Origin of the sequence: Sphingomonas soli NBRC 100801 (genome assembly GCF_001591025.1) — a bacterium.
GTDB lineage: Bacteria > Pseudomonadota > Alphaproteobacteria > Sphingomonadales > Sphingomonadaceae > Sphingomonas > Sphingomonas soli.
In genome coordinates this window covers 326,190-340,881 of record NZ_BCTZ01000001.1, presented here as the reverse complement: position 1 = coordinate 340,881, position 14,692 = coordinate 326,190, and the positions used below count along the sequence as shown (strand labels likewise).

Genomic DNA, 14,692 nt, shown 5'->3' with positions numbered 1-14,692 from the left:
CGCATCATGGGGTGGATCATCAAGCTTATCCTCGCCTTCCTGCTGCTGTCGGTCGGTATGGTCGTCGTCTATAAGTTCGTCGCCCCGCCCATTACCTGGACGATGATCGGCGACATGATCGCGGGCCACGGTGCCACCAAGCGCTGGATGCCGCTCAGCCGGATCGATGCCAGCATGGCGCGGGCGGCGATCGCAGCGGAGGACTCACGATTCTGCGAGCATAACGGCTTTGATTTCAATGCGATCGCGGCAGCCGCCGCACGCAATGCCACCGGCACCGGGAAGATTCGCGGCGGGTCCACGATCAGCCAGCAGACTGCCAAGAACGTCTTTCTGTGGCAGGGAGGCGGCTATTTCCGCAAAGGGCTGGAGGCCTATTTCACCTTCCTGATCGAGAATATCTGGGGCAAGCGCCGGATCATGGAAGTGTATCTGAACGTCGCCGAGACCGGCATCGGGACCTATGGCGTCAATGCCGGGAGCATGCGCTATTTCAAGCATGACGCCTCGCGCCTCACCGACCGCGAGGCCGCGGCGATCGCCGCCGTCCTGCCGCTTCCAAAAAAGCGCGCCGCGATCGACCCGAGGGGCTTCACGCGGCGCTATGGCAACTCGATCAACGCCCGGATCGGCGTTGTTGCAGGTGGCGGTCTCGACGCCTGCCTGCGCTGATCAATCGATCTTCTTGGCCGCGTCCTTCGCGGCGTCGCCCACATCCTTGGCCGCATCGCCCACGCTTTCGGCGGCGGCCGTCACGGCGTTGGTCTTGGCATTCTCGCGGGCATTCTGGTTGAACAGATAGACTCCGCCGATCACCACGAGGATCAGCACCGCCAGTCCGATCAGGATCCCAGCACCGCCGCCACGCCGCTCGACGACAACCGTATCTGCCCCATGGCTTTCGGTAACGCGTTCGCTGGTAACGCCGTCCGTACGCTCGGTAACACGCTCAACCATTTGATTACTCCCAATTGATGGGGGAGCAACCGAGGAACTGGTCGATGGTTCCGCAATCAGAACGGCAGCTTGAAGCCCGGCGGCAGCGGCAGGCCCGCAGTCATCTTGCTCATAGATTCCTGCGAAGCTGCATCGGCCTTGGCGCGCGCATCGTTGAATGCGGCGGCCAGCAAATCCTCCAGCATGCCCTTCTCGCTCGGGTTCAGGAGCGAATCGTCGATATCCATGCCGATGATACGGCCCTTGGCTGAACAGCGGATCTTGACCAGCCCGCCGCCCGACACGCCTTCCACCTCGATCGTGTCGAGATTGGCCTGCGCCTTGGTCAGTTCGGCCTGCACGTTCTGCGCCATGGCCATGATATCTTCGAGGCTCTTCATGCCTGATTGCTCCGGTTGTTCTTGGTCCAGCCGATCAGCTCGGCTTCGGGAAATGCTTCGAACGCCGCAACGACCATCGGTGAGCGGAGCACCGCATCCCGCTCGGCCGCTTCCTGCGAAGCCTGTAGCTCGCGCAACGTAGGTTCGCTCGCGCCATCGACAAGCCGCAGGCGCCAATTCACCCCTGTCGTGTCCCGCAGCGCGGCGGCCAGGTCGCGTAGGAAATCATGCGGGAGCGGACGCGCCGCGCCAAATTCGGCCTCGCTGCCATCGAACCGGACCGGGCGCAGATAATCGCGAACCTGAGTGGCAAGTTGCAGCCGCCGGTTCTGCTCCAGATGGTCCGCCAGTTCTGCCATCGTGCCGGGCAGCGCATTCTCCTTGGGTGCTGTGGGCGCGGCTGGAGTCGCCGTCACTACGCCGCTGGCGATCTGCCGGGCAAGGTCGCCCGGATCGGGAAGCTGCGAAGCGTGGATCACCCGCAGCAGCGCCATCTCGCATGCCTCGATCGGCAGCGCCGCGCGCGCGACTTCGTCATGCCCCTTGAGCAGCAATTGCCAGAGCCGGTGCAGCATCGGGAAGCTCAGCCCCGCTGCCCATCGCTCCAGCGACTTCATCTCTTCGGCGGACTGCCCCGCCGTCGCGTCGCTGCCCAGCTTTACCAGCGTCACGCCATGAACGGTTTCCAGCAAGGTCTTGAGCACCGCCTGCGGGTCCACGCCCATGTCATATTGCAGCCGAAGCGCCGCCAGCGCGCCGCCCGCATCGCCGTTCAGAAGCAGCCCGAACAATTCGCGGATCGCCCCGCGATCGGACAGGCCCAGCATCTGGCGCACCGCATCGGCCTTCACGCCCTCGCCTTCGATCCCGGCATGGGCGATCGCCTGATCGAGGATCGAGAGCCCGTCGCGCGCCGATCCCTCCGCCGCGCGGGCGATCATCGACAGCGCCTCGGGCTCGGCCTCGACGCCTTCCTTCTCCGATACCATCGCGAAATGCGCCGCCAGCGCCTCCGCCGAAATCCGCCGCAGATCGAAACGCTGACAGCGCGAGAGGACCGTCACCGGCACCTTGTTCACCTCGGTGGTGGCGAACAGGAACTTCACGTGCGCCGGCGGCTCTTCAAGCGTCTTGAGCAGGCCGTTGAACGCGGCCTTGGAGAGCATGTGGACTTCGTCGATAATGTAGATCTTGTAGCGCGCCGAGACCGCCGAATAGCGCGACGCCTCGATGATCTCGCGGATATCGTCGATGCCGGTATGGCTGGCAGCGTCCATCTCGATCACGTCGATATGGCGGCCCTCGGCGATGGCGACGCAGGGCTCACAGACGCCGCACGGATCGATCGTCGGACCACCCTGCCCGTCGGGCCCGACGCAGTTGAGCGCCTTGGCGATCAGCCGCGCGGTCGACGTCTTGCCGACCCCGCGCACACCGGTCAGCAGGAACGCATGGGCCAGCCGGTCGCGCCGAATCGCGTTACCCAGCGTAGTGACCATCGCATCCTGGCCGATCAGCTCGCTGAACGTCTGCGGCCGGTATTTGCGCGCCAGCACGCGATACGCTTGATCGCGTGGCTGCGGGGGTTCGTCGAGGCCAAGCAGGGAATCGGACATAGCCGCTTCCTAGCCCCTAAGGGCGACGCTGTCGAAGCCCGCCGACCGCCGCATCGCCCGGTCGACTATGCGCGGGCGGCGGCTTGGAAAAAATCTGGGGTTGGGGTGGGAGCCGGAACGACCCGTGGCGAAATCGTTGTGGCTGCTTCCTTCCGGATCTGACCAGGTTGGCGACGACCACGTCCGCCCGACTCCCGCGGCGCATATGGTCGATGCTGCCGCAGCGTGCAAGAGCAGGCATGCCGGCACGCGGCACGCCTGCCTTCAAATGTTTAGCGCCAGCTGCGCACCTTGCGGCAAATGCGCACGCTGCGCCCGTGACGCCATTTGCGCGTGCAGACCGTACGCCAGTGCGCCCGGCGGCCATGGCCGCGATAATGCCGGCGGGTGCGGCGATCTTCGCGGACGACCACGCGAACCTGCCCGCTCGCCGCGATCGCAGAAGCCGTTACCGCGGGGGGAGCCGCGGTAGCCGCCACTGGCGCGGCGCTGGCAGTGGCCGGAGCCAGCAGCATCGCCGCTGCAGCGGCGGCAATAAGCCCTAAAGTCTTCATATCTCACTCTCCTGCGGTGCCGATGCCCGCAGACGCGGAAATGATTGAGCGCGTAGCCAGTTCCGCTCTAATCGGCGCGGCTGGTGATCGCCTTGCTGCGCCGCTTTGCGAGCACTTCCTCCGCCCGGTCACCGGTGATGCGAAGCGCTTCCAGCTCTTCCTCGCTCTTGTGTTCGATCCCCATCACTTCGTCGCGCGCGCCGCGCATCGCGTGGATGAGTTCGTCGATCTTCAGATGGAGCGCGGTTTCGTGCCGTTTCTGCTGGTTGAGCACCATCTGGGTAAGCGTGATGGCGAGCACGGAGAGCACCAGGGTCAGGACGGCGGTGGCGCTTTCACCCAGCGGGAGCAGAAACCAGGCCCCGCAGAAGAGGATCACACCCACAAGCGCCAGCGGATGACCGGCGATATTCGCGCCCAGATCCGACAAACGGCAACCAAGACTATACAATTTCTGCGGCAGGCTGGGTCCGGGCATCGACGCCAAACGGTTGATTTCCCCAGCCGTTCCGGATCAGCGGCCCTGCATGTCGCGGTGGCCCGGCGGCATTCGCACCGTCAATCCGTCGAGCTCGGGCGTGAGGATGATCTGGCATGCCAGGCGGCTGGTCTTGCCTGCCCCGATGGCGAGATCGAGCATGTCCTCCTCTTCCTCGCTGGCCGGCGGCAGGCGGGCGAAATCTTCCGCCGAAATCAGCACATGGCAGGTCGAACAGGCCATTTGCCCCTCGCACGTGCCCTCCAGCGGCTGCCCGTCATTCTGCGCCACTTCCAGCAGCCGATCGCCGGCATTTGCGCGGGCCTCGCGCGAATTGCCCTCAGCGCCGATGAAGGTGACGCGGATCATGGCCTTTGCTTCCTTGCTGCATGGTTGATCCGATCAATCGCACCGAGCAACTCCTCCTCCGTCGTATAGCGCCCGAAGCCCAGACGAATGCTCGACTTCGCCTCCGCATCGCTCAGGCCGATCGCGCGCAGAACATGGCTGGGGCGTCCCGATCCGCTTGCGCACGCCGAGCCCGCCGAAAAGGCGATGTCGCGGAGGTCGGACATCAGCCGCGCGACATCCAGCCCATCGCGGCGAAGGTTCAGATTGCCCGGATAGCGCTCACCCTGCGAACCATTGAGCTTCCAGTCCACCGCCACGCGCGACAGCGCCGCGCGAAACAATTGCTCGGCATGCGCATGGTCCGCGCCAAAGCGCTGCTTGGCCAGCTTCGCCGCCGCGCCAAACCCTGCGCACAGGGCCGGTGACAGCGTCCCCGAACGTCCAGCTGCTTCCTGCCCCCCGCCATGGAGCAACGGCTCCAGTGTCACGCCATCGCGTATCCACAACGCGCCAATGCCCTTCGGCCCGTGCACCTTGTGCGCTGATACCGCGATCAGATCGCATGCCTCGGGGATCAGTTCGCGCCCGTAGCCCTGCACCGCGTCGCACAGGAATAGCGCGCCCGCCGCATGAGCGATCTCGGCGAGTCGCTCGATCGGCTGGACCACGCCGATCTCGTTATTGACCAGCATCGCCGCGACCAGCCCGGTTCCGGGGGTAACCGCCGCGCGGAGCGCCGCGAAATCGACGAGCCCGTCATTGCCGACCGGCAGCACGGTTACCTGTCTCCCCTTGCGCGCCTCGGCCTCGACGGTGTCGAGGACTGCGGCATGTTCGGTGGCGAGCGTCACGATCGGGCCAGTCGTGCCTTTGATCGCCCAATTGATCGCTTCGGTCGCACCGCTGGTGAAGCTCACCGCGCCGCCATCCGGCAGCACGTCCGCCACCTGCTCGCGCGCCACCTCCACCGCCGCCTTGGCTGCGCGGCCGCCGGCATGCGCCGAATGCGGATTGGCGAACTGGCTCTCCAGCCAAGGCAACATCGCGGCCAGCGCCTCGGGCGCGAGCGGCGTGGTCGCCTGATAATCGAGATAGATCATGCCGCGCGGCTCCGCGCATCTTCCGCAGTCTCGCGCCACAGGGCAGCGAAAGCGTCGATCTCGGCCTCGGTGGTCGCGCGGCCAAAGCTCACGCGCACCACTTCGCGCAGCGTAGGCTCGGCCCAGCCCATCGCCGAGAGAACATGGCTAGGCCGCATGCTGCCAGACGAGCAGGCGCTGCCGGCCGAAACCGCGAACCCCGCCATGTCGAACCTGATCAGTTGCGCGGCGGAAGATACGCCCGGCATGCGATACGCCCCGATCAGCGGCGTTCGCGCGCTACTGGCGCCGACAATCTCGACACCGGGCAATGCAGCCTCCAGCCGCGCCCGAAGCGCAGCAGGGCCGCGCAGATCCTCCGGCTTTTCCACCGCCGTCGCGAAGCCCAGCGCACCCGGCAGGTTCTCCGTCCCGGCGCGATAACCCTTCTCCTGCCCGCCCATGGGCATCAGGGATGAGAAATCGCGAACAAGCAAAGCCCCGATGCCCGGCGGCCCACCGCGCTTGTGCGCCGACACCGCGACCAGATCGGCATGACGCATCACCGCCATGTCCGCGCGCGCAGGCATCTGCGCCGCGTCCACGAGCAGCAGCCCGCCCGCTTCGTGAACAATCTCCGCGATCGCCTCGATCGGCTGGCGCACACCGGTCTCGCTGTTCGCCCATTGCACGCACAGCAGAGCGCGAGGGCCTATCGAGGTCCGCAGCGCGTCGAGATCGAGCGTTCCGTCCGCCAGAACCGGCAAGACGCGCGCGCCCTCGCCGTGGCGCAGCACCGAATCATGCTCCACCGCGGTGATCAGCCGGCGCTCGGCCATGGAGCGTGACAGCGCCAGATGCAGCGATTCGCTCGCGCCTCCTGTCAGGATCAGCTCATGCGCCCAGCCATAGGCCGCGGCGATCCGGCTGCGCGCATTTTCCAGCAGCGCGCGGGCTGCCCGCCCCTCCGCGTGAGGTGAGGACGGATTGGCCCAGCGCGCCATGCCATCGGCTACCGCCGCCATCGCTTCGGGCAGCATCGGCGTGGTCGCGGCGTGATCGAGATAGATGCGGTCGGCCAAGAAACTCGTTCCAATTGCGCAAAAGGCGTCTCTGCCTATATAGCGCGCAGCTTCCTACGCCACCGTGCGCGCACAGATTCAGCAGGTCCGATTTGCCCGAAGTCATTTTCCCCGGCCCCGAAGGCCGCCTCGAAGGCCGTTTCGCTCCCGCTCCGCGCCCCCGCGCGCCTGTTGCGATGATCCTTCATCCGCATCCGAATGCCGGTGGCACGATGAACAACCGCATCGTGCAGGAGCTCTACAAGACCTTCCAGCGCCGCGGCTTCGCGACGCTCCGCTTCAATTTCCGCGGCGTCGGCAAGAGCCAGGGTACGTTTGACAACGGCATCGGCGAGCTTTCGGATGCCGCTAGCGCGCTCGATTGGGTGCAGAGTTTCCACCCGGAAGCCTCGACCACCTGGGTCGCCGGCTTCGGCTTCGGCGCGTGGATCGGCATGCAGTTGCTGATGCGCCGCCCGGAAATCCGCGGCTTCATCTCGGTCGCGCCGCCCGCCAACATGTTCGACTTCACCTTCCTCGCGCCCTGCCCCTCGTCGGGCATCATCATCCAGGGCGAGAATGACGAAGTGGTCACGCCCGGCGCGGTCCAGAAGCTGGTCGATAAGCTGCGCACCCAGCGTCACATCACCATCCACCACGATACCATTCCCGGCGCGAATCACTTCTTCGAGCACGAGATGGATCAGTTGATGGGCAGCGTGGACCAGTATTTGGACATGCGGCTCGATCCTAACTCGCCGATCCGCTGACAAGACGTCATCCCGGCGAAAGCCGGGATCGCGTACCGCGAGCTCGTCCTACCCCTGAGATCCCGGCCTTCGGCGGGATGACGGCTATTTCCGTATGTTCTTTGCGCCGCCCGCCAGGAACGCCGCGGCCGATTCCTCTGCGCCGCGATACGCCTCCTGGAATTCCGCGCTCCAATATTTCAGATTATCGAGATCGATGCGCTCGCCGCTGACCGCGCACAGCACATAGGTACCGGGGATCACCACCTCGAATTCCGGGGTCTCGTAGATCAGGTGCGCAGGGGTCGCGGGCTTCAGCATGGAGCCTATTTGGGCATCCGCCTCAAATTGTCCAGATAAGCAGGTTCCCTAGCAGCACCACCGCGCAGACGAGCATCAGCACGCCCTTGGTACGATCGGTGCGATATTGCCGCACGCCTCCCCAGACGAGCGCGAACATCGCGAGCGCGGCAATGCTCAGCATGAGCCGGTTGAGCGACGGGTCCATCATAGAAAATATACCAGAGCTGCGATGATCACCGCTAGTGCGGCTGCGCCGGCCAACGCGATCATCCGGTCACGCGGGCGGTAGATCACCCGCAGCAAATAATAGATGCCGTATCCCAGCACCTTCGCAATGGCGCCCATCGCATTCGCGATCGCGCCGCCAAACCGGTTCGGCATCAATCGTTCCCACCCAGCACGGCGGCATAGGCGTGCGGATCGGCATTGCCGCCCGACAGGATCACCAACAGCCCCGGCTTCAATTCAACCTTGGCCGCCAGAACCGCAGCCAGCGCCACCGCCCCGCCGGGTTCGACGACGACCCGCAACTTCGCGGCCGCCCAGCGCTGCGCCGTCCGAATCTCTGCCTCGCTGACCCGCACGCCGGTTGCCCCGCGCCGGGAAAGCACATCAAACGTCAGCGGCGAAACCTCAATCGTCTGGAGCGCGTCGCAGGCCGTGGGCGGCGGATTCGGCCCCACCGGCTCGATCCACCCGGCTTCCAGGCTCCGGCACATATCGTCCCAGCCTTCGGGCTCGACGATCGTGATCTTCGCTTCTGGCAGCGCCAGCGCCAGCCCGGCCGCGAGCCCGCCCCCGCCGCACGGAGTAATCACGTGCGAGGGATCGGGCAGCCGCGCCTCCACCATCTGAGTCATCGCCTCGATGCCAGCGCTCCCCTGCCCCTCGATAATCCAGGGGTCGTCAAACGACGGAACCAGCGCAGCGCCGCGCGCATGTGCGAGATGCGCCGCAATCTTTGCGCGGTTTTCAGTCATGCGGTCATAGGGAACGATTTCCGCCCCCATCGCCATGGTCGCATCGCGCTTCACTGCCGGCGCATCGGAAGGCATGACTATCACTGCGGGCATGCCCAGCCGCTTCGCCGCCCAGGCGACTCCCTGGGCATGATTCCCCGACGAGAAAGCGACCACGCCCTTGTCGCGCGCCTCCGCGTCCAGAGCGGTCAGGCGATGCCATGCGCCGCGGATCTTGAACGCCCCGATCGGCTGGAGACATTCCGCCTTGAACGACACCGGGACCCCACGGATTTCCACCGTGAACAAAGGGGTTTGCGGCAAAATCGCTGCGATTTTTGCGGCGGCGTCGCGCACGCCCGCCCGGGTCGGCTGTCGCACAATCGTCACACTTCACCCCCGCTACGAAACATGGGTCCTCGAATCACTTTACACGGGGGTCCAGCGACCCTAAATGCCCGCTTCCCGCTGCCCCATGGGACTTCCAACCGCAAGGCAGCAATTGTCAACGATCGCCGAAAGGCACTTGGAGGTCCCTTGAATTGCACAAGCACCATAGCGCGCTGGGGCTAGCGACTGCCCATTCCACTGCGACCGACGCAGTAGACATCGCCAAGAGCGCTCCGGTTAATCCGGTAACGCTCGTTCGTCCGCACGCCGCATCGCGTGCCGCCCGCTTCTTTACGGAGAAGTTCCCGGGCCGCTCGATGTATGCCGTGAAGGCGAATCCATCCCGGGAACTGTTGCAGGTCCTGTGGGATTCGGGCGTCACGCATTATGACGTTGCCTCGATCGCGGAGGTGCGCCTCGTGTCGCGCACCCTTCCCGAGGCGACTTTGTGCTTCATGCACCCGGTCAAGGCCGAGGAAGCGATTCACCAGGCGTATTTCGAGCATGGCGTTCGCGTCTTCTCGCTCGACAGCATGGAAGAGCTGGAAAAGATCGTCAGCGCTACCCGCGGTGCCGAGGATCTGACGCTGTGTGTCCGCATTCGCGTCTCGTCGGACCTGTCAAAGCTCAGCCTTGCATCCAAGTTCGGCGTCGCGCCGGGCGAGACCAAGGATTTGCTGATGGCCACCCGTCAGGTGGCGGATGCGCTCGGCATCTGCTTCCATGTCGGCAGCCAGGCGATGTCGCCCGACGCCTATGCCCAGGCGATGGAGCGCGTGCGCGCCGCGATCGTCGAGGCGGCGGTCACCGTCGACGTCGTCGATGTCGGCGGCGGCTTCCCCTCGAGCTATCCCGGCATGGAGCCCCCACCGCTCGAGCTCTATTTCGAGACGATCCACCGCGCGTTCGAGAGCCTGCCGGTCAGCTATTCGGCCGAGCTCTGGGCAGAGCCGGGCCGTGCCCTGTGCGCCGAATATAGCTCGATCATCGTGCGCGTCGAAAGGCGCCGTGGCGACGAGCTCTACATCAACGACGGCGCCTATGGCGCGTTGTTCGATGCGGCGCATATTGGCTGGCGCTTCCCTGTCCGCCTGCTGCGCGAGCCCGAATCGAATGCCAAGGACGTGGAGTTCAGCTTCTACGGCCCGACCTGCGACGATCTCGACCATATGGCCGGCCCGTTCGCCCTTCCGGCGGACACCCGCGCCGGCGATTATATCGAGATCGGCATGCTCGGCGCCTATGGCTCGGCGATGCGCACCGCGTTCAACGGCTTCGGCTCGGACGAGACCGTTATCGTCGAAGACGAGCCGATGGCATCGCTTTATGTTCCGGCGGAACAGGCCCCGGCCTCGAACGTCGTAAAGCTGTAAACACAAGCCGTCATGCCAGCGAATGCTGGCATCTCGTGCCGCAAGGGTCTGCTTGCGGCCCGAGACCCCAGCTACGGCTGGGGTGACGGCAGTATTCCGGGTTCCCGCGTCCCCTTCGAATGACGGCGGTTCTTGTGATGATGGAAGACAGATGACCGATACCACGCTCAACAAGCAGGCGGCCGCCAACGCGCCGATCAACGACACCCGCAAGGCGGAACTGCTGTCGAAGCAGGTCAAGCATATCGACATCACCAAGTTCGATGCGCGCCCGATCGTCGATGCGATGGCGGACATGAGCTTCACCAGCCGCGATCTCGGCCGCGCGACCAACATCTATAACCAGATGCTGGCGGACAAGGATTGCACGGTCGTGCTGGTGATCGCGGGCTCGACCTCGGCGGGCGGCTGCATGGATCTCTATGCCGAGCTGGTGCGCAACAACATGGTAGACGTGATCGTCGCCACCGGCGCCACCATCGTCGACATGGATTTCTTCGAGGGGCTCGGCCACAAGCATTATCAGGCGCTGGAGATCCCGGACGACGATACGCTGCGTTCGCTCTACATCGATCGTATCTACGACACCTATATCGACGAGGAGCAGCTCCAGGACTGCGACTTCACGATCAACAAGATCGCGAACGAGCTGGAGCCGCGTGCTTATTCGAGCCGCGAATTCATCCGCGCGATGGGCAAGTATCTGGTCGAGCACGGCAAGAAGGAAAACAGCCTCGTCAAGCTCGCCTATGAGCATGACGTGCCGATCTTCTGCCCGGCATTCGTCGACTCGTCGGCGGGCTTCGGCCTCGTCAAGCACCAGGTCGACAACGCCAAGTCGGGCAAGCCCTATCTGATGATCGACGCGGTCGCGGACTTCCGCGAGCTGACCGACATCAAGATCGCGGCGGGCACAACCGGCCTGCTGATGATCGGCGGCGGCGTGCCGAAGAACTTCATCCAGGACACCGTCGTCTGCGCCGAGATCCTCGGCCATGAGGATGTCGAAGTGCACAAATACGCGGTTCAGATCACCGTGGCGGACGTGCGCGACGGCGCCTGCTCGTCCTCGACGCTGCAGGAAGCGGCTTCGTGGGGCAAGGTCAACACCGGCATCGAGCAGATGGTCTTCGCCGAAGCCGGCTCGGTGATGCCGCTGCTGGCCAGCGACGCCTATCACCGCGGGCACTGGAAGGACCGCGCCAAGCGCGGCTGGGCGAAGCTCTTTGCCTGACCCTCTGCGCGACCGACAACAAGCGGCCGGGGAGCGATCCCCGGCCGTTTTGCTTTATGCGCTTCAGCGCGCCGCGTGACGGAACAGTGCGCCCGAGAGCAGCCAGATCCCGCTCAGCACGACGGTCACGCCCAGAACGTCGCGCGGCCAGATCGGGCCATCCGCTCCCATCCCGCCCAGCACGGCGATCGTCGCGATCAGCGCCTGCACTCCCGCGACTGCGAACAGCGTCCGCGCCATGCCCCCGGCCTGCAGCCGCACCGCGGCAGCACCGCCGATCAGGATCGCGAGCACGCCCACGTGCATCAGGTTCGCGGGGTTCCGCTCATCGCCGATGATGCCGACGGCCAGGTTGATCCAGACCAATAGGAACGCCCCAAGCACCGCCAGCGCCGATGCGACCTTGTACGCGCCGTTGCCCGCCATCCGCGCCAGCAGGTCATAGGCACCCAGCGCGAGCGCGATCATCGCGCCCATGACGAAGAAATCCTCCGGCCCCCAGTTCACTTCGCTGGTGAAGCGCATCGCGACGGCGGGTACCATCAGCAGCGCAGCCCCCGCGCCCCAGCGGGCGATCCGCCAACCATTGCCGTTCCGCTTGCCGATTGCCTCTGACCGCATTGCCCGTGTCCTTTGCCAGTAACCGATGCGCCGGGTCTATCCGCCCCGCGCATGAGCGGCATGAGCAAAGCGTGAGCATTCGCTGAAATGCATATCCGTTGCATTTACGAACTTATTGCTGCAACCTCTCAGCAGACAACGGAGGGGAAAGCCGATGCACAGCCAAATTCTGTCGCCCGTCGTGGCGCTCGTCGCCTGGACCCTGGTCATGCTCGTCTGGACGATGGCCGTCCGCCTGCCAGCGCTCAAACGCGCCGGTATCGACATGTCCAAGGCGCGCGGCGGCCGGCCTGGGCTGCTCGACACGCTGCTCGACGAAAAGGACCAATGGCCCGCGCACAATTACATCCATCTGGTCGAGCAACCGACCCTGTTCTACGCGGTTGCCCTGACGCTCGCCTTGCTCGATCAGGGCAATGGGATGAACGCGACGATCGCCTGGATCTATGTCGGGCTGCGCGTGCTGCACAGTCTCGTCCAGGCGACCGTCAACAAGATCGCGATCCGCTTCACGCTGTTCGTGCTCTCCAGCTTCGCGCTGATCGCACTCACGCTCCACGCGGGAATGGCGATCTGGCACTGAGTCCGCTGCGGTAGAACAACGGGCGGGGTGGTTACCTCGCCCCGGATTTTTCCGGGATCACGGGACTGGACAGGACCCCTCAGCCGAACAGCCGCGCCAGGCTACGTTCGAGCATCAGCAACTGCCACAATGTCCGGCCATGCTCGGCGCGGCCGGACTTGTGCTCCACAGCCAGGCGCTCGATCACCGATAGATCGAACCAGCCGGTCGATTCGAGCAGCCGCGAGCGCGAAAGCGCCGCCGCATCCTCCGCCAGCGCCTTGCGGAACCATGCGCTGATCGGCGTCACGAACCCCATTTTGGGGCGATAGAGAATCTCGCGCGGCAGATAGGGCTCCAGCGCCTTCTTCATCAGCCACTTGCCCTGGCCTGCCTTGATACGGAGCTCGGGCGGCAGCGTCGCGGCGAACTCGACCAGCCGGTAATCGAGCAAAGGCTCACGCGCCTCAAGGCTCACCGCCATGCTGGTGCGGTCGATCTTGGTGAGGATATCGCCCGGCAGCCAATGCTGGATATCGGCATATTGCGCGCGGTCGAGCCCGTCGCGCGCGGGCGCCCGGCGCATCGCATCCGTATAGCGCTGCTCGGCATTATGCCCGTCCAGCGCCTTGCGCGCGGTATCGCTGTATAGCTGCTGGCGAAGCGCCGGCGTGGTGACGCCCACCGCCTTGGGATAAGCGAACTCGCCATTCTCGGCGAGTGCGAGCAACGTCGTCTTGGCGCGGAACATGCGCGGCGCCCAATCCGCCTTGGGGTAGATCCGCCCCAGCGTGCCGAATAATTTGGTGCGCGTTTCCTCGGGCAGCAGCCCGCGGATGCGCTCCTCGCCCGCGAAGAATTTGTACCGGCGATAGCCCGCAAACGCCTCATCCGCCCCGTCGCCCGAAAGCGCCACGGTCACCGTCTCGCGCGCCAGTTCGCAGACGCGGTAGGTCGGCAGCGCCGATGCATCGGCAAAGGGCTCGTCGAACGCGGCGACGAGCGTGTCGATCAGCGCATAATCGTCTGCCGCGACGGTGCGCGTGCGGTGCGACGTCGCGAACCGCTCGGCGACCAGCTTCGCATGCGCGCTTTCGTCATATCCCGCCTCGTCGAAACCGATCGTGCAGGTTTTCACCGCCGCCTTGCTCGCCTCGGCCATCAGCGCGACCACGGCGGAGCTGTCCACCCCGCCCGACAGGAACGCCCCCAGCGGCACATCCGCGATCATCCGCGCGCGCACGGCCTGGCGCATCCGATCGATCAGCTCGGCTTCCAGATCTTTCTGCTTGCCCGTTGCGCGTTTTGAGAAATCGACATCGAACCAGCGCACGGGCTCGGGCACCGGCTTGCCGCGCTCCAGCAGCAGGAAATGCCCGGCGGGCAGCTTCTTCACGCCCTGCAGCATCGATGCGTCGTCGGGCACATAGCCCAGACCCATATAATCCTCGACCGCGCGGAAATCGGGTGAGCGGCGGAACAGCGGATGCGCGAGCAGCCCCTTGAGCTCGGATGCGAACGCCACCGCCCCGTCCGACAACTCGGCATAATGCAGCGGCTTCACGCCAAAGCGGTCGCGCGCCAGAAACAGGCTGCGCTTGTCGCTGTCATAGAGCGCGAAGGCGAACATCCCATTCAGCCGCGCGAGCATCGACGGCCCCCAGGCGCGCCATCCGTGCAGCAGCACCTCGGTATCGCTGTCGGTCAGGAAGCGCGCGCCCAGCTTTTCCAGCTCGGCGCGCACCTCGCGGAAATTATAGATCTCGCCGTTATAGCTGACGACCGTCCCCTGATCGGGCGTCGCCATGGGCTGCACGCCGCCTTCCAGGTCGATGATCGCAAGGCGGCGATGCCCCAGGCCCACGCCCGCCGTGGTCCAAACGCCCGAACCATCCGGCCCGCGGTGTGCCAGCGCGTCGCTCATCTGGACGATGCGGGCAGGATCCACGGGCCGCGCCATCGCGGGATAATAGAGACCGGCAATGCCGCACATTTAACGAAGATCCCCCATCGCGGCCCCACGCT

19 protein-coding genes and 1 other RNA gene are annotated in these 14,692 nt (G+C 65.2%); 5 read left to right on the top strand and 15 right to left on the bottom strand.

The features are described 5' to 3' along the window. Positions 1 to 6: 6 nt before the first annotated feature. Positions 7 to 672 (top strand): monofunctional biosynthetic peptidoglycan transglycosylase, encoded by a 666-nt coding sequence (mtgA, locus tag SSO01S_RS01635; protein WP_066794104.1) that lies wholly within the window; start codon positions 7 to 9, stop codon positions 670 to 672. Here mtgA and SSO01S_RS01630 read toward each other — a convergent pair whose 3' ends face one another. The 9 genes from SSO01S_RS01630 to SSO01S_RS01590 form a co-directional block, all read right to left on the bottom strand. Then, complete coding sequence (locus SSO01S_RS01630; RefSeq protein WP_066794101.1) at positions 673 to 957, bottom strand: hypothetical protein; 285 nt, start codon at positions 955 to 957, stop codon at positions 673 to 675. It abuts the gene before it with no gap. 56 nt (positions 958 to 1,013) lie between these two features. Further along, positions 1,014 to 1,337: a YbaB/EbfC family nucleoid-associated protein gene (locus SSO01S_RS01625; RefSeq protein ID WP_066794100.1), complete on the bottom strand. Its 324-nt coding sequence runs from the start codon at positions 1,335 to 1,337 to the stop codon at positions 1,014 to 1,016. Beyond that, entirely contained in the window at positions 1,334 to 2,953 is a 1,620-nt protein-coding gene (locus tag SSO01S_RS01620) for a DNA polymerase III subunit gamma/tau (protein WP_066794097.1), read from the bottom strand. The genes SSO01S_RS01625 and SSO01S_RS01620 overlap by 4 nt, the downstream gene beginning before the upstream one ends. Before the next feature lie 101 nt (positions 2,954 to 3,054). Beyond that, positions 3,055 to 3,152: signal recognition particle sRNA small type (gene ffs, locus SSO01S_RS01615), an RNA gene on the bottom strand. Between the two features lie 73 nt (positions 3,153 to 3,225). Further along, positions 3,226 to 3,507, bottom strand: coding sequence for a hypothetical protein (locus SSO01S_RS01610; protein WP_157073577.1), 282 nt, complete (start codon positions 3,505 to 3,507; stop codon positions 3,226 to 3,228). Between the two features lie 67 nt (positions 3,508 to 3,574). After that, positions 3,575 to 3,958, bottom strand: coding sequence for a low affinity iron permease family protein (locus tag SSO01S_RS01605; protein WP_169798295.1), 384 nt, complete (start codon positions 3,956 to 3,958; stop codon positions 3,575 to 3,577). 63 nt (positions 3,959 to 4,021) lie between these two features. Then, complete coding sequence (locus SSO01S_RS01600) at positions 4,022 to 4,354, bottom strand: 2Fe-2S iron-sulfur cluster-binding protein (RefSeq protein ID WP_066794089.1); 333 nt, start codon at positions 4,352 to 4,354, stop codon at positions 4,022 to 4,024. Then, positions 4,351 to 5,436, bottom strand: a complete 1,086-nt coding sequence (locus SSO01S_RS01595) for a cysteine desulfurase family protein (protein WP_066794086.1) — start codon at positions 5,434 to 5,436, stop codon at positions 4,351 to 4,353. The genes SSO01S_RS01600 and SSO01S_RS01595 overlap by 4 nt, the downstream gene beginning before the upstream one ends. Continuing rightward, the gene (locus SSO01S_RS01590; protein WP_083942764.1) at positions 5,433 to 6,497 is read right to left on the bottom strand and encodes a cysteine desulfurase family protein; all 1,065 of its coding nucleotides are present in this window, start codon (positions 6,495 to 6,497) and stop codon (positions 5,433 to 5,435) included. Before SSO01S_RS01590 ends, SSO01S_RS01595 begins: the two co-directional genes overlap by 4 nt. A 92-nt stretch (positions 6,498 to 6,589) precedes the next feature. Between SSO01S_RS01590 and SSO01S_RS01585 the strand changes: the two genes are divergently transcribed. Continuing rightward, positions 6,590 to 7,246, top strand: a complete 657-nt coding sequence (locus SSO01S_RS01585) for an alpha/beta hydrolase (RefSeq protein WP_066794083.1) — start codon at positions 6,590 to 6,592, stop codon at positions 7,244 to 7,246. 84 nt (positions 7,247 to 7,330) lie between these two features. On the opposite strand, the gene SSO01S_RS01580 is transcribed toward SSO01S_RS01585, so the two are convergent. Genes SSO01S_RS01580 through SSO01S_RS01575 form a run of 4 tightly spaced genes read right to left on the bottom strand, consistent with a single transcriptional unit; the run spans position 7,331 to position 8,877 of the window. Further along, positions 7,331 to 7,546 carry a DUF2093 domain-containing protein gene (locus tag SSO01S_RS01580; protein ID WP_066794080.1) on the bottom strand — a complete coding sequence of 72 codons (216 nt, stop codon included), beginning with the start codon at positions 7,544 to 7,546 and terminating at the stop codon, positions 7,331 to 7,333. Between the two features lie 22 nt (positions 7,547 to 7,568). Beyond that, positions 7,569 to 7,733, bottom strand: coding sequence for a hypothetical protein (locus SSO01S_RS17415; protein ID WP_169798294.1), 165 nt, complete (start codon positions 7,731 to 7,733; stop codon positions 7,569 to 7,571). Further along, on the bottom strand, positions 7,733 to 7,909 hold the full coding sequence (locus tag SSO01S_RS17410) for a hypothetical protein (protein WP_157073575.1): 177 nt from the start codon (positions 7,907 to 7,909) through the stop codon (positions 7,733 to 7,735). Before SSO01S_RS17410 ends, SSO01S_RS17415 begins: the two co-directional genes overlap by 1 nt. Further along, positions 7,909 to 8,877: a threonine ammonia-lyase gene (locus tag SSO01S_RS01575; protein ID WP_174520745.1), complete on the bottom strand. Its 969-nt coding sequence runs from the start codon at positions 8,875 to 8,877 to the stop codon at positions 7,909 to 7,911. Before SSO01S_RS01575 ends, SSO01S_RS17410 begins: the two co-directional genes overlap by 1 nt. A 152-nt stretch (positions 8,878 to 9,029) precedes the next feature. Here SSO01S_RS01575 and SSO01S_RS01570 point away from each other — a divergent pair, with 152 nt between their 5' ends. Then, the gene (locus SSO01S_RS01570) at positions 9,030 to 10,250 is read left to right on the top strand and encodes a type III PLP-dependent enzyme (protein ID WP_083942763.1); all 1,221 of its coding nucleotides are present in this window, start codon (positions 9,030 to 9,032) and stop codon (positions 10,248 to 10,250) included. A 151-nt stretch (positions 10,251 to 10,401) separates the two neighbouring features. Further along, entirely contained in the window at positions 10,402 to 11,484 is a 1,083-nt protein-coding gene (locus SSO01S_RS01565) for a 1,9-bis(guanidino)-5-aza-nonane synthase (protein ID WP_066794073.1), read from the top strand. Between the two features lie 63 nt (positions 11,485 to 11,547). Here the strand turns inward: SSO01S_RS01565 and SSO01S_RS01560 are convergent, their stop codons facing one another. Continuing rightward, positions 11,548 to 12,105 carry a hypothetical protein gene (locus tag SSO01S_RS01560; protein ID WP_066794071.1) on the bottom strand — a complete coding sequence of 186 codons (558 nt, stop codon included), beginning with the start codon at positions 12,103 to 12,105 and terminating at the stop codon, positions 11,548 to 11,550. Between the two features lie 154 nt (positions 12,106 to 12,259). Between SSO01S_RS01560 and SSO01S_RS01555 the strand changes: the two genes are divergently transcribed. Beyond that, positions 12,260 to 12,688 (top strand): MAPEG family protein, encoded by a 429-nt coding sequence (locus SSO01S_RS01555; protein ID WP_066794069.1) that lies wholly within the window; start codon positions 12,260 to 12,262, stop codon positions 12,686 to 12,688. Between the two features lie 79 nt (positions 12,689 to 12,767). On the opposite strand, the gene SSO01S_RS01550 is transcribed toward SSO01S_RS01555, so the two are convergent. Beyond that, complete coding sequence (locus SSO01S_RS01550) at positions 12,768 to 14,660, bottom strand: XrtA/PEP-CTERM system amidotransferase (RefSeq protein WP_066794066.1); 1,893 nt, start codon at positions 14,658 to 14,660, stop codon at positions 12,768 to 12,770. Positions 14,661 to 14,692: the final 32 nt, after the last annotated feature.

Coding starts and splice junctions, on each gene's coding strand:
- mtgA (WP_066794104.1), top strand. CDS start 7: ATGGGGTGGATCATCAAGCTTATCCTCGCCTTCCTGCTGCTGTCGGTC.
- SSO01S_RS01630 (WP_066794101.1), bottom strand. CDS start 957: ATGGTTGAGCGTGTTACCGAGCGTACGGACGGCGTTACCAGCGAACGC.
- SSO01S_RS01625 (WP_066794100.1), bottom strand. CDS start 1,337: ATGAAGAGCCTCGAAGATATCATGGCCATGGCGCAGAACGTGCAGGCC.
- SSO01S_RS01620 (WP_066794097.1), bottom strand. CDS start 2,953: ATGTCCGATTCCCTGCTTGGCCTCGACGAACCCCCGCAGCCACGCGAT.
- SSO01S_RS01610 (WP_157073577.1), bottom strand. CDS start 3,507: ATGAAGACTTTAGGGCTTATTGCCGCCGCTGCAGCGGCGATGCTGCTG.
- SSO01S_RS01600 (WP_066794089.1), bottom strand. CDS start 4,354: ATGATCCGCGTCACCTTCATCGGCGCTGAGGGCAATTCGCGCGAGGCC.
- SSO01S_RS01595 (WP_066794086.1), bottom strand. CDS start 5,436: ATGATCTATCTCGATTATCAGGCGACCACGCCGCTCGCGCCCGAGGCG.
- SSO01S_RS01580 (WP_066794080.1), bottom strand. CDS start 7,546: ATGCTGAAGCCCGCGACCCCTGCGCACCTGATCTACGAGACCCCGGAA.
- SSO01S_RS17415 (WP_169798294.1), bottom strand. CDS start 7,733: ATGGACCCGTCGCTCAACCGGCTCATGCTGAGCATTGCCGCGCTCGCG.
- SSO01S_RS17410 (WP_157073575.1), bottom strand. CDS start 7,909: ATGCCGAACCGGTTTGGCGGCGCGATCGCGAATGCGATGGGCGCCATT.
- SSO01S_RS01565 (WP_066794073.1), top strand. CDS start 10,402: ATGACCGATACCACGCTCAACAAGCAGGCGGCCGCCAACGCGCCGATC.
- SSO01S_RS01560 (WP_066794071.1), bottom strand. CDS start 12,105: ATGCGGTCAGAGGCAATCGGCAAGCGGAACGGCAATGGTTGGCGGATC.
- SSO01S_RS01555 (WP_066794069.1), top strand. CDS start 12,260: ATGCACAGCCAAATTCTGTCGCCCGTCGTGGCGCTCGTCGCCTGGACC.
- SSO01S_RS01550 (WP_066794066.1), bottom strand. CDS start 14,660: ATGTGCGGCATTGCCGGTCTCTATTATCCCGCGATGGCGCGGCCCGTG.